General features: G+C 72.3%; 8 protein-coding genes and 1 pseudogene. 6 read left to right on the top strand and 3 right to left on the bottom strand.

Translation table 11 applies throughout. The features are described 5' to 3' along the window. Positions 1–179: 179 nt before the first annotated feature. From AB0903_RS24735 to AB0903_RS24725, 3 genes are all read right to left on the bottom strand, one after another. On the bottom strand, positions 180–1,454 hold the full coding sequence (locus tag AB0903_RS24735) for a hypothetical protein (protein WP_366706259.1): 1,275 nt from the start codon (positions 1,452–1,454) through the stop codon (positions 180–182). A 77-nt stretch (positions 1,455–1,531) separates the two neighbouring features. Then, on the bottom strand, positions 1,532–2,041 hold the full coding sequence (locus AB0903_RS24730) for a SigE family RNA polymerase sigma factor (protein ID WP_366706257.1): 510 nt from the start codon (positions 2,039–2,041) through the stop codon (positions 1,532–1,534). A 152-nt stretch (positions 2,042–2,193) separates the two neighbouring features. Further along, positions 2,194–2,346, bottom strand: a complete 153-nt coding sequence (locus AB0903_RS24725; protein ID WP_366706255.1) for a hypothetical protein — start codon at positions 2,344–2,346, stop codon at positions 2,194–2,196. 394 nt (positions 2,347–2,740) lie between these two features. Between AB0903_RS24725 and AB0903_RS24720 the strand changes: the two genes are divergently transcribed. The 6 genes and pseudogenes from AB0903_RS24720 to AB0903_RS24695 form a co-directional block, all read left to right on the top strand. Further along, positions 2,741–5,308: a polysaccharide lyase family 8 super-sandwich domain-containing protein gene (locus AB0903_RS24720; protein ID WP_366706253.1), complete on the top strand. Its 2,568-nt coding sequence runs from the start codon at positions 2,741–2,743 to the stop codon at positions 5,306–5,308. An 80-nt stretch (positions 5,309–5,388) separates the two neighbouring features. Then, on the top strand, positions 5,389–5,595 hold the full coding sequence (locus tag AB0903_RS24715; RefSeq protein WP_366706251.1) for a hypothetical protein: 207 nt from the start codon (positions 5,389–5,391) through the stop codon (positions 5,593–5,595). A 636-nt stretch (positions 5,596–6,231) separates the two neighbouring features. Further along, positions 6,232–6,480 (top strand): hypothetical protein, encoded by a 249-nt coding sequence (locus AB0903_RS24710; RefSeq protein ID WP_366706249.1) that lies wholly within the window; start codon positions 6,232–6,234, stop codon positions 6,478–6,480. A gap of 333 nt (positions 6,481–6,813) precedes the next feature. Beyond that, on the top strand, positions 6,814–7,680 hold the full coding sequence (locus tag AB0903_RS24705; protein WP_366706247.1) for a DUF4132 domain-containing protein: 867 nt from the start codon (positions 6,814–6,816) through the stop codon (positions 7,678–7,680). Further along, positions 7,677–12,578 (top strand): DNA-binding protein, encoded by a 4,902-nt coding sequence (locus AB0903_RS24700; protein WP_366706245.1) that lies wholly within the window; start codon positions 7,677–7,679, stop codon positions 12,576–12,578. Before AB0903_RS24705 ends, AB0903_RS24700 begins: the two co-directional genes overlap by 4 nt. Positions 12,579–12,716: 138 nt before the next feature. Then, positions 12,717–13,010: pseudogene (locus AB0903_RS24695) on the top strand (AAA family ATPase); the annotation flags it as partial. Positions 13,011–13,927 lie beyond the last annotated feature (917 nt).

Genomic DNA, 13,927 nt, shown 5'->3' with positions numbered 1-13,927 from the left:
GGCCACCCGGGCGCCGGTGGTCCGGCTGTCAGGGCGCCGGTGGTCCGGCCGTCCGTCCCACCGCCGTGCCCTCTCGCCGCCGTGTCCTCCCACCGCCGTGTCCTCCCACCGCCCTGCCGTCCCACCGCCGTGCCGTCCCACCGCCGTGCCGTCCTGCCGCCGTGCCGTCCTGCCGGAGGTCATTCGGCCGCCGTGTACCACTCCCCGTCGAGGACGATGGTCTTCATCTGCTCGATCGTCAGCACCGGCTCCGCGCGGCTGGCGTCCTGGCCCTGGCCCGGTGCGTTGAAGGCCGTCATCACGACCCGGAAGCCGTCGGGGCGCAGGGTGTCCACCGTCCAGCCGACGGCGCCCGCGCCGCCCTTCCGGTCCGGGTCGTTCTCCTTCTTCACCATGATCTTGGTGCCGTCGGGGAGGGTGGTGACGTCGCCGGTGAAGCGGCCCTTCAACAGGTCCTGCATACCGGTCTGGGCGTTGACCTGGATGAAGCTCGCGCCCTGGCCGTCGTCGGCGACGACGAACCCGTAGCCGGGGCCGCCCTGCTGGTCGACGATCTTCAGGTGCGCGGGGAGCAGTGACCCGAGGACCTTGTTCACCGGGGTGCCCGGGAACTGCCCGGGCTCTGGGCTCTCCTTACGGGGCTCCCCGAGCCGCGCGCCGATCGTGCGCCACGCCTCGGCGGTGACCAGGGCCTTCATCTGCGCGGCGGTCAGCGGCGGGGCCGGCCGGCTGACCGCCGCGCCCTTCTCGGCGGGTGCGTTCCACTCACTGGCATCGACCTTCACACCCTTCGGTGTGACCAGGGTGGCCCGCCACAGTTTGGTGTCCTCACGCCGGTCCGGGTACTCGTAGCCCTGGAACAGGAGGTACCGGGAGCCGTCGGGCAGCGTCTCCTCCTTGCACCCGTCGTGCTGCACCAACGCCTGCGACGGACACGTCACGGAATCCGCGGCACTCCTCCCCGCCGGGTCGACGACGCTCACGCCGAGGCCCATCGCCGCCGCGCCCCTGCCGTCGTCGAACACCAGTGAGACAGAGGGGCCGTGCAGCCCCTCGGGGCCGTCGGTGATGCCCGTGCCGTCCTCGCGGGTGGTCGTTCCCTCAGGTAGCAGGCCCTTGAAGATCTCGATCATCTGTTCCTTGGTGACACTGCCGGTCTCGACCGAAGCCGGGCCCGAGGGCGTGGCGGGGGCCGAGGGAATGGCGGGGGCCGAGGGAATGGCCGCGGCCGAGCCCGTGCCGTCGCCCGACCCGAGCGAGCCGGTCGCGTAGCCGCCGCCCACCCCGACCACGGCCAGGGCCAGGACGCTGCCGGTCACGGCGGCCGCCCGGCGACGGGCCAGCCGGCGACGGCCACGGGTCAGGCCGCCGTCCACGAGGCCCGGCCGGTCGGAGGGCCGGAAGGTGTCTCCGGTGCGGCGCAGCGCCTCACCGAGCTCGTCCTCAAAAGGCATGGGGAACCACACTCTCTGGTCGCAACATTACGGAACGAAGTGTTCGAACCCGCGTAGGGGCTGCTGAAGGCTGGGCGCTAGCGAGCCGCGAACTCGACCAGGCTGCCGCCCAGTTGTTCACGGAGTTTGCCGAGTGCGCGCACGGCTCTGGTGCGGACGGCGGCCGAGCTGACGTTCATCGCGTCGGCGGTCTCCTCGATACTGCGGTCCTCCCAGTACCGCAGCACGACGACCGCCCGGTCCTTCGGCGAGAGCCGGTCGAGCGCTCCGAGGAGCGCGAGGCGCAGCTCGGGGTCGTCGCCGGAGAGCAGAGCGGAGTCGGGCAGTTCGCCGACGGGGCGTTCGGAGGCAGAGCGCCGGCGCCGGTGGGTGAGGAACGCGCGGACGAGCACGGTCTGGGCGTACCCCGCCGGATTGTCGATCCGGGAGACGCGGCCCCACACCACATACATGCGGCCGAGCGTCTCCTGTACCAGGTCCTCCGCGAGGTGGGTGTCCCCGCCGGCCAGAAGGCAGGCGGAGCGGTAGAGGTGCGCGGCGCGGTTCGCCGCGAACTCCCGGTACTCCTCGGTGCGGGACACTCTCATCCCTCGGTCACTCTCCCCCGTACGTACCGACGACCCCTTCACCTCATTGACGCGCCGGCCTCCCCGTAATGTTTCAACCCACTTGCCGGCCCCGCTCACCCGCCCCGGGACTTCAGGTCCTGGCAAGCCGGTGAGCTGCGCCGGGGCGCCGCTCAGGGGAGCAGCTTCAACGGCTCGTACTGATGCGGCCTGCCGCCCGTCCACTCGACCCGTGTGGGGTCCTCGAGGCTTTCCGCCTCAACCGCCGTCTCCCCCGCGCGGCGGACCAGCTCCAGCACCTCGTCGTCGGAGTGCGCCAGCCCCATGATCCGCCCGCGCACCGTCACCCGGCGCCCGCCCGAGGGCGAGATCCGGTGGACGACGATGGGCGGCTCCCTGCCATGCCTCCAGCGTGCGCCCCGGACAGCGCCCGCGACCAGTCCCGCAGCGGCTCCGGCTCCGGCTATAGCTTCCGGCTTCCGGCTTCCGGCTTCCGGCTTCCGGCCACGGATCCCGGCCCCGACTCCCGCCTCGGCCCCGACTCTCCGGACTCCGACTCCCCTGGCCCGACTCCTCCGCCCCGGCTCCAGCTCCGGTCCCGGTGCCGTATCCCGTACCGGCGAGGTCGCCGCGCCGGTCGGCGGCCGGGCCGTTGACACGTAAGAACACCGTTGCTTGGCTGGCCGCAAGCGCTTTCCGGCCGAACCATGGAGCGTTCAGGTGGAGTTCTCGCGTCGCTGCGTACTGTCCGCGATCCCCGCGGCGACACTGCTTGCCGTGGCACGGCCCCTGCGAGCCGAAGCCGCGCCCCGGCCCGGTCCCGCCGAGTCGGCGAAGGCGGCCGTCGGCCATGCCACGCTGATCCGCAACACGGTCGCCGTCTTCGCCGGCACCGCCGAGGCCAACGCGCGCCCCGAGGTGGCCCCGAAGCTCGACTCCATGATCCGCACGGCCCGCTCCCGGCTCGCCGCGATGGACGGCGCCGGACCGGGCGAGCTCTTCCAGGGCGTCCCTCTGGGCACCAGCGAGGCCAACCTGAGCAGGTCGTTCCAGTATCTGTACGAGATCGCCCTGGCCACCCGTGTCCCCGGCTCCACCGGCGCGGAGCTGCGCGACGACCAGCCGGTGCAACGGCGGGTCGTCGACGGTCTGGCGCGCCTCCACACCGAGTACTACGGCGACGGATCGAAGGGGTACTACGGCAACTGGTTCCACTGGGAGATCGGCATCTCCACGCATCTCACCCGGACACTCGTCCTCCTCCGGGACCAACTGGCGGCGTACCGGCCCCATCTCGCCGCCGCCTGTGCCGTGTCCATGGACGGGTACCTCCGCAACGGCAAGGACGGCGACGTCGACCTCGGCTCGCGCTTCCACACCGGTGCCAACCTCGCCGACATCACGACGAACCGGATTCTCCAGGGTGCCGTGCTCGGTGACGACGCCCGGATCATGAAGGCCGTCGCCGACCAGCTCACCATCTTCGCGCGGATCGACCCGTACGACCTGCGCCACGGTGTCACCGACGGCTTCTACGCCGACGGCTCCTTCGTTCAGCACGCGTCCGTCGCCTACACCGGCTCGTACGGCAAGGGCCTGCTCACGCGCATCGTCCAGACCGTGAAGATCCTCGACGGGACGGCCTACGTACCCGTCGCCGACCTGGTCGGTGTCGTGCAGGGCTGGGTGGCCGACGGCTTCGCCCCGCTGATCTTCGAAGGCTGGATGACGGAGGTCGTCAAGGGGCGCGCCGTCTCCCGGACCGGCACCGGCTACGCGGACGTCGCCGCCGTCGTGGAGGCCGTCGTAGACATCTCCGGATACGCCGCCGACAGGGACGCCGAGGCCCTCGCAGGCTACGTCAAGTACGTCCGGCAGACGTCGCGGGCGGACCTCGACCCGGTCTCGTTCACCTCACCCGTCAGCATCGCCCGCTACGCCGGCATCCTCGACTCGGCGGTCCCCGCGAAGGACCTCGTGCCCGACGCCTCCCACACGGCGTTCAACGCGATGGACAGAACCGTCCACCGACGGCCCGGCTACGCCTTCGCGCTGGCCCGCAGTTCGGACCGGATCAGCAAGTACGAGTACATGAGCGGCGAGAACCTGATGCCCTGGTTCCAGGGCGACGGCGCCCACTACCTCTACCTCGCCGGCCAGGACCAGCGGCAGGCGTTCGGTGTCGACTACTTCACCGTCGTCCCGCCGTACCGGCTGGCAGGCGTCACCGCCCCGGTGGAGAGCCGCCGCACCGTCCCCGAGCTCTACGGCACGCTCTGGTACGACAACCCCGAGCGCGGGTTCACGTCGTCCTCCGAGTCGCAGAACACCTACGTCTACTTTCCCCGCGGCACCGCACCCTACTCCGGCGGCGCCCGCCTCGGCGCGTACGGAGCGGCCGGGCTCGTCCTGTCCGACGACGCCGCGTACGCGGCCCGGCACGCGGGTGAGCTGCCCGACGACTTCGTCGCCTACCGGGGCGCCCGCGCGACGAAGTCGTGGTTCATGCTCGACGACGAGATTGTCGTCCTCGCCGCCGGTGTGTCCGGTCAGGCGGGCCGGGCGGTGACCACCACGGTCGACAGCCGCATCGCCGCTCCCACCGCCCCGGTCACCCTCACCGGCGGGCTGCGCGACGGAACGCCGTGGCAGGACACCGGTACCGCCCCGCCGGCCTGGCTGCGCTACGCCGACGCCGACCAGGGGACCGCGGTCGGGTACGTCTTCCTGTCCGGCCCCGCACCGACCGCCGCGCTCGGCACGGTCACCCGCAGCCGCCGCGCCGTCCGGCTGTCCAACCCGGACACGGCGGTCACCAAGCAGGTCTTCACGCTCTTCTACGAACAGGACGCCGGCTCCCGCCCCGCCTCCATGGCCCACGCCCTCGTCCCCGGCTCCTCCGCACGGCAGTTGGCGTCCTACGCCCGCGGCCCGCTCTCCGTGCTGGCCAACACCGCCCACCTCCAGGCGGTCAAGCACTCCGGCCTCGGCATCGTCGCCGCCAACACCTTCGGCCCCGGAGTCCATCACGCGGAGCTCCTCGCGATCGACGGCCCGGCGTCCGTACTGCTCCGCACGGCGGCCGACGGCACCGTCTCGCTCGCGGTCTCCGACCCGACGACGCGGCGCCGCACCGTCTCGGTCACCCTCCACGGCCGGACCCTGCGCACCATCTCCGCCGACGAAGCCGTCCGCGTCCGCCGCGTCCCCGGCGGTACCCGCCTCGACGTCACCACACACCACGCCTACGGGCGCAGCTTCACGGCGACGCTGCGTCAGTGGCCCTGACTTCCCGTGCGCTCCCTGCGGGTTGCGCGAGTTGCAGCTTGAAATCGCCATGGACGAAGCGGTCCCACAGGGGTGGACGCATGAGCGAAGCGGCAGCCTCGGCACCCCGCCGGCGTCCGGACCTGCTGGACGACGGCGTCCGCGCCGCCTACGGGCTCTCGACGGAACAGGCGCACTCTCTGCGGCAGGCAAGGATCGGACACTGCTGGTGGGCGGCCGTCAGCCAGGTCTCGATGTCCTCGTTGAACCGCCGCACCTGTGGAGCGTCGCGGATACGACGAGGATGATGCCGGTCATGGGCCATGACGGGTACGCCGACTTCGCTCTGCTCTCGCTCCGGCACGAGGGCGACGACCGCGTCCGCGTCTGGTACCGCGACAAGGCTCCGGACCGGATGGGTGGCGGCATCCCCTTCGTGGAGTTCCTGCGCGAAATGCTCGACCGCGCCCGGCAGGAGGATCCGTTCCCCGACGGGACATGGCCGGGACGCGGCGCCCCGTGCCGACCGATCGCCCTCCCCGTACGGGCCCAAGGCCCTCCCCAGTCCCGACCTCGACCCCATGGGGCCGAGCACGTGGGGATTCACCTACTACGTCCGGCGAGGGCATCGGTAGAACTACCCCATCGGCTACGGAAACCCGCGGTACCGGGCCTGATCGCGGCCTACAGCCGACTTTGATGTGCTCTACGTGGTGAAGGGCCGGTCGGCCGGAAGGCCCGGCCCCCTGTCAGACGTACGTCCTACGGTCCTCACTGTGAGTGAATCGATGAGTGAATCCCTTCTTGCTGACGTCACCCCTGCCCATGGCGGCGACGCCCTGGAGCAGGCCGCCCTGGTCCGTTCTCTGATCGCGCCTGCGGCCCGGCGACCGACGTCCCGGCCGCGGCCATCGATTTGCTGGTCGCGGAGCTGGCCGCGACCAGTGCCGATCCGGAGGGGTACGGGATGGAGCCCGGGACCGGCTTCTGCTTCAACTCCCCCGGAACGGCTGATCGTCCCGACACTCCACCGGCTGCCCGCCACCCCCCGGCACTCCGCACTGGACGCAGCCGTACAGACCCTCGCCGGTATCGAGTACCAGGACCGGGTGCCATGGGGAGTGGCCGCGGATCGGGTCGTCCTCGCGCTCGGCGATGCCGAACCCGGCAGCGCGGACACGCTGACGGCCTGACAGCACGCCGTGCTGCGGGCGCTGCTGACCGGTGCCCGGTGACCGGATCTGGGCATCGGGGCAGTTGGACCTCCACCTGTCCTCGGAGTACGGGCCCCCGACACCCCGGACGCGCTGGAGGAAGGCTGGACCGTGCGTGACCGGCGTCGGCCGGGGGCCGATTGTCGTTGGCCGCCGCTGACGTCGAAGACACCGATGAGATGACGGCCAGAATCCCCGGCAGCTCTGTGCTGCGCTGCCGGGGCGCTGGATGACCGAAGTGCGGCACTGCTGAATCGCTCTGTAGTGCTGGATCGCGGGATTGCTGAACTCGATGACGGAAGGCGGGGCCCGGTGGGCTGGTTGTCGGCGGGCGAGGGGTACGAAGTCGCCCTGGCGGGTGGGAAGGTGACGGCACGCTCGACCTCGGGGCGGGCCTCGGGCCGGGAGCTGAAGTCGCTGCCCAAGGCGCTCAAGGACCATCCCGAGGTGGATCGGCTGCGGCGCTTCGCCGAGTGGCTGGACCGGCATGCGACAGCGTGTGCGGCTCAGGTGGACACCTGGATGGTGTCGTCGCTGCCCGTACCGACCGCGCTACTGGCCCGGGTGTGGCCCGACGAGGCGTGGCAGGTGGCGCTGCGCGATCTGGTGGTCGTCGGTGAAGACCCGGACGAGCCGGGTTTTCTGCGGGATGCCACCGAGGCCGGTGAGCTGCGGATCGTCACCCTGGACGGCGAGACCGTACGGATTTCCCCGGAGACGGTGACGATGCCGCACCCGGTGCTGCTGCCCGACCTCGAGGAGCTGCGGGAATTCGCCGCCGAGCTGGGCGTGATCCAGGAGGTCGAGCAGATCCACCGGGCGACCTGGGTCAGGCCGGACGGCCTCGCGGAGACGGCGACCGAGGTCGACGAGTTCGCCGGAGGGAAGTTCTCCTCCCGGTTCCGCCTCGCTGGGCGGGCCACCTCCCTCGGCTACCGGATCTCGGGCGGCTGCGCCACCAGCCGGATCCGGGACGCGGGGCGGACGGTGGAGGCGTCGGTGTGGATCGGGGAGCCGTACTGGGACGGCGAGACGGAGACCGGCGCGCTCAGCTGGCACGACGAGGACGGCCGGTCGCTGCGGCTGCGCGAGGTCGGCCCGGTTGCCTGGTCGGAGGGTATGCGGATGGCTTTTGCCCTGTACGCGGGGCGCCAGGTCGAGGAGGGCACGGACGCATGAGCAGCGGTATGAGGGCAATGGTCGGCCCGGATGAGTTGCCGGAGGCCGGTGCGGTGCTGCCGCATGGTACGGAGGTGGCCGGGGAGCGTACGGTCGCGCTGACGGCGCGTGCGTACCGTCATCCGGGGCTTGAGGGCCGGACGGTGGTGCGACTGGTCCCCGACGACCTGGGCGCGGCGGAGGACCTGGCGGCCGGTTTCCTGGGGCTGGAGCCGGTCGGGGAGCCTGCAGTGGTGGGCCTGGGGCTGCGGCAGGCGCTCGGCTTCCCCCAGTGGGTGCTGGTTCACCATCCCGAGGACGGGCACCACGCGCTGGCCGTCGTACCCGAGCTGGAGCGTGCCGCCCGGCAGGCGAAGGCCAGGCCGAAGGCCGCCGCAGACGCCTTCCACCAGGTGGCAGAAAAGCTCGCCGCCTCCGTACCGCACTTCCTGCCCACCTTCTACGAGCAGGCCGGGCGGGTCTACCTCGGCGTGGACAACCCGGCGTACGCGGGGCAGATGTTCAACCGGGCGCGCAAGGCGGATACCGAGCACGGGCTCACGGTCGACGAGGACCGGCTGGACGCCGTCTGCCTGGAGTTCGCTCTCGCCGGGGTACTGCAGGCGAAAGCACTGTCGACGTATGCCAAGGAGCTGGCCGACCGGGTCCCGCCCGAAGAGGCGTTGCACCGCTTCGTGCGGCTGTCCGTACGGCGCACGGCGGGCGGGCTGCCACCCTCCGGGACGATGGCGACCGACCTGCGGCGGTTGGCCAAGGCCGTGGGTCGGGACGCGGAGGCGACGGAGCAGGCGTATCTGGCGGAGCTGCTGGAGCTCCCGGCCACGATGCGGGCCGCCGCCTCCTGGTGGAAAGCGCATCGTGGGGCCCTGGTGGCGCTGGGCGGACGGGAGCCCGCGGTACGCGGCACGCTGCTGAACGTCATGCCACGGGGCGACGACGGTCAGCTGCCCGCCCTGTGGCTGGAGATCCTGGAGAAGGCCGGCGCCACCGCCGGTCTCGGCGACGGCGAGGTGCCCGAACGGCAGCGGCCCGCCGACGGCACGGCGGGCTGGTTCCGGCGCTTCCTGGCCCTGCGGAGCACTTCCCGCCGGGCCCAGCCACGGCTGCCGCTGCTGTACACACTGACGGAACGGGTCGCCGACCGGCTACGCGTCGAAACCACCGCCTCGGGTGAGGCGCTCGACGCCCACCGTGACCTGGATCTGCTGGACCTGCTGCTGTCGCTGAAGGTGCCGGTCGCGGACCCCGGGCCGAGTCCGGAACTGCCCCTGGAGGGCTGGGGTCGTGGCGAAGGGCAGCGGGACCTGCTCGCCGTGGCGGCCGATGCCCGGTTCCGGCCGGCGTTCGGCCGGGCCGCCGAACTGCTCAGCCATCAGGAGGGCCGTGACGCGGTGTCGGCACTGGTCCGGTCCCCGGGTGGGCGGACGATGCTCGCCCACTGGGTTCGTGAGGTCGCCCGGCGCACCCTCGACGCGGGCCTGCCGCAGTTCCCGGGCGCCGTGGAACGCCTGTGGTGGCTGCCTGGAGAGGCCCTTGCCCTGGCACAGGAGGAGGTACGGGAGGCCACCGGGACCGACCGCGCCGCCGCCCTGGCGCGGACCCTGCGGGGAGGGCTCTTCGACGAACTGGGCTGGCCCGCCTGGGAGGAGGCGGTCGCCGACCTCACGGCGGGGAAGGACCCCGACGAGCTGGTCGTCGCGGACGCCTGGCCGTACCTGATCGCCGCGGGCCCGTCCCGGGCCCGGGTGATCGGAGCCGAAGGCGCCGTCCTGTTCCACGATCTGCGGATCCCCGCCGGCGTGGTCAACCGGTGGAACACACCGGGCTTCCACTACGTGGACGGCGAACTGCTCGTCCACTGGCAGTCGCCCCAGGGTCTGCGCGGGTACTGGCACACCACGGCCGACCGCACACGACTTCTTCAGGGCGACCACCGCCACGGATGGCAGGTCCGGTTCAACCACAGCAACAGCCCGGCCCTGCCGCTGCCGGGCGGCGGACGGACCACCGGTGGCGGGGTGCTGCACCGGGGTGACACGACCGTGCCCGGTGACCTGCCGGTCATCAGCGACGGTACGTCGTACTGGGTGATGTGCACGGAGGACGAGGGCCGCTTCTGGCACGCGTACGACCCCGCCACCGGCGAGTACGGGCACAGGCACATGCCGGGCTTCTTGGCCGACGCCGTCCGCGACGCGCCCGAGGACAGCGCCTACGTCGAGGGGTGGCTGCTGCCCGCGTACACCGACGAGGCGGGCCCGGTCGGCGTACCGGTGGACGGTCTGCTGGGCTGGCGCGTGGTGCGGCTGCCCGACGGATCGCTGCGCGGCGAGGACCTGGCCGGGCGCTCGGTGACCGTGCCGGGCGCGCCTGACGGGCCGGGCACACCGGTGCGCGCACTGACCCTGCCCGGCGACGAGCGGCCCCGCGGACTCGTGGCGTACAGCACAACGGTCCTGCTGCTCGACCCGGACGGCGTCGTCACCGCCGAGGCCCGGCCGGGCCGGGGATACGACACGTACACGGCGGGCACCGCGCTGCTGCCGCCACTGCACTACTGGCACTGCCTGCGGCCCCGCGACCAGGAGGGCTCGGCAGCCCTGCGCCGGGTCGACCGGGACACCGCGGCGGCGCTGCTGAAGGCGGCGGGCGCCGCCGGTGAGCACGAGGCCCTGCGCGCTGTGGTCCGCGAGCTGCTGCCCCGCATCACCCACAGCGCGCTGGTGGCCGGGGTCGCGGGGGTGGTGCGGTACGCCGCCGAGCAGCAGGCGTCGCTGGACGAGGTGGCGGCGAGGCTCGCCGCGGCGCTGGGCGACGGCGGCCGCGACGAGGAACCGGCGGGTCCCACCGACGAACTGCTCGTCGACGCGCTGGGCGGCCTCGCCGACGAGTCCCACTGGTACCACGGGGACAACGCCTTCCGCCGCCTCCTGACCATCGGCCAGGCGGTGCGCGGCGCCCTGGAAGCCGCCCCACCGGCAGGGCCCGCCGTGCGCACACATCTCGACGGGCACCGGCTGCCGGACGGCAGGCCTCGGTGGGACAGGCTGCTCGACCAGTGCGCGGCGGTGGCCTTCCGGGCAGCGGCCCCGACGACACGGCCCCAGCACCGGGACGCCCTGCACGAACTCCTCCGCGAGATCGACGCACTGGGGCTGGCCGCGGTCGCCGAATCCGCCCGGTGGCACTGGTTCTCCCTGCACCTCGACGCGAGCCACCTGACCGAGCCGAACGGCGAGCGGCGCTCCACCGGTTGGGAGCGGTTGCTGACGCTGGACGGAGGTGCCTTCCTCGCCGTCGTGGACCACGGGGTGTTCGACGAGAACACCGGCTGCCGCTTCACCGCGCTCTTCCACGACCCCTCGGGCCGCTTCGAGGTGCCCGCGCCGTACACGGTGCGGTCCTCCGGGCCGGTCGGCGAGGCGGGACGGGATGCGGGCTGGTTGACGGCGTTCCTGGCGGAGCTGGACGCGCGCGGCCCCGCGCCCTCGTTCCCGGAGGCGGCGATACGGGAGTTCGCCCGGCTGACCGGAGTCAGCGAGGGCAAGGCCGCCCTGGTGGTGGCGGGCATGCCGTACTACGGGCACCATTTCGCCTCCGTACCGGGCAAAGTCCTCACCCGGCACGGGCTGCAGCAGGCCGACGTCGACGTCGCTCTTGAGGATCTGCGCGACCTCGACGCCGGCGTCCGGCGTGCGGTGGTCGCGGCGCTGCTGCCCGCCGAGCCCGCCCGGCTGTGGACCGACGGCCCGGACGTCGCCGCCGCTGCCGAGGTGTGGACGCGCATGGTGGGGCGGCGGCCCGACGCCCCGGCGGCGCTGGTCGTCGAGACCGCGAAGGCGCTGCGGACCAAGTGGGAGCCTCGCCATGCGCTGCCGGCGATACTCGACCCGGCCTCCGCACCCGAGCTGAGCCGCGACCTGGCCTGGACGGTCAGCGACTACCGCGTCACACAGGTCGACCGGCACGCTACCGGCTTCACCGCCACCACGTTCCTCAGCACCATGACGCTGCTCGCATGGCTGTCCCACCGGCTCCCGCCGGGGGATCCGGTGCGGGCGGCGCTGCCCGGCGCGCTGGCGGCCGTACGGGGCCGGCTGGCCAACCCGGAGCTGCTGCTCGGCCTCCGGATCGGAGTACCGGAGGACTTCCGCCGGGCAGCCGGCGCCCCCACCGAGGCCGGCGAGGGATTCGAGCGGTACGGCGCGCTGGTATTGGACACCCGGGGCGGCCACCTGGTTCCGGCGGTCCGCCCGGCCCTGATGGACGCGGACGGAATTGATACGTATCTGCCCGTGCTGCGCGGCGGCAGCCCGCCGTTCGACACCGAGGCGGCGCTGCGGCTGGCCCGCGACCCGCGGTTCGAGGCCGCTCTCGCCGACCCGGGCGACCCGGTGGCGGGGAGCGGGCAGCGGGACGAGGGCGGCACGTGGTGGCCGCAGGACCCGGCCCGGTCCGTGCCGGAGCTGGTCGCCCAGGCGGCGAAGGAGTACGGCATCGGCGAGGACGCGGCCGTGCTCCATCTCATGCTGCTGGCCATGCCCGACCCGACCGACGGCAACACGGCCAGGTGGACGCGGTGGAGTCCCGCCCGCCTCAGGGCTGCCCGTGCCGAACTGGCCGCCACCGAACTGGTGGTGGAGGCGAAACGCCCTCGTGCCGGCCGCTCGCTGTTCCTGCCCGGCGGCTGGGCGGACCTCATCCGTCCGACGCTGCCGCTGGAGCGGTGGAAGCTGCCGCTGTTCGGGAACCTCGTCGCAGGCGAGCACACACCGCTGGGCGTGGTGGTGCCGGTCGAGCCCGCCGCCGACCTGTACCGCAGGGCCTGGCAGCGGGTCCGGGACGGTGACGAGCCCTGCTTCGAGGAGCTGAGGATGCCGCGCGGCAGGCGCCGCTGAGTGACGACACGGGCGGTGGCGGCACGGCTCGCGACCCACACGGGAGAAGGATGCCCGATGGCCCCGGCGCGAACGGCCACATACCGCGGACAGCCACCCGATGCGCCGGGGCCGTTGCCGGCGTTGCCGTCGACGTCCGGCGAACGCGCCCTGGTGGAACGCTGCGTGGTCGCCCTCGTCGGCGAGCGCGGTCCGCTGCTCGCCGACGAGCCCGGCACCGCCAGGCCCATGCACTTTGAACACTGACCGCCACTGTCTGCGGCACCAGCGCCCTGACCGTCCAGGGCACCGCGGGCACCCGAGAACGCCTTCCGCCATGGCTGGAACTACGCCCTGCTGCTGGCTCAGAGGCCGACCCCGCAGGCGCCGGCCGACTCCCCGGCGCCCATCGCCATGCGCACCGGGCGGGTCGCCCGGATCGAGGAGGCCACCGCTGCCCGCCCGAGGCGCAGGACCACCGGGCGCACCGAGTGCACGGACGCCGAGTTCTCGATGCCCTTGCTCCGATCGGCTACTGCATGCGCTCACGCCAATCACCGCCAGGACCCGAGCCGGACATGAGATCTGTCTGGACCGGACCGTCCCGACGACGCCTGTCGCCCCATCGGAGACCGGTGGATTTCGCCCATCACCCAGGAGCAACAAGAGTCCCCTGATGGAGCGTCACGCAGGGCTGTCCACCGGTTGTCCACCGGGACCCTTTGCGCAAGCATGATCCATCCCCTACGAGCGACCAAAGAGCCAGGTCAGAGCATCACCAAGGCCACCCAAGACAAGAAACTCCAGGTCAAAGGCTTGACCTGGAGTTCACTGTGGAGCCGCCTTCGGGATTCGAACCCGAGACCTACGCATTACGAGACCATGAGCGTTCGTGTCGTGTGGTGCCTCTTCGTGCTACGTGATGACGTTTCGCCTGAGCAGAGCACGTGCGACAGGTTGACCTGTGCCACCCCGTGATGCGCTGTCCGAAGGCGTCTGTCCACCGACTGTCCACCGACAAGGTTGTCGCCGGGCCACCAGTAGGGCTATGCCTGGGCTCCCGACGACGCGTTCGCCCGATCGGAGAGGCGAACGGAAGCCACTGTAGGACCTCCACGAGCAACCCTTCCAGGGGGTTCGGGAGCAGGCGCTGGCCGCTCGGGGAGCAGCAGCCGGGGTGCCCGGCCCCCGCGGCCCCGCTTGCACTTCCGCTCGAGGGAGACCCGAGCAGCGGTCCGTAAAGAGACGGCAGCAGGCCGTCAGGAAGGAAGGCCTCTCTCCCCGCGCGTGAAGGACGGATGACTGTGCAGCAATACCCCCAGGCAGGGCTGACCGAGGACGCGTTCGCGGAGGTCCAGCGCGCCTTCGAG

This window comes from Streptomyces sp. NPDC048389 (genome assembly GCF_040706335.1).
In the GTDB taxonomy this organism is placed as follows: Bacteria; Actinomycetota; Actinomycetes; order Streptomycetales; family Streptomycetaceae; genus Streptomyces.
This window is presented reverse-complemented; position numbering and strand designations above follow the sequence as displayed.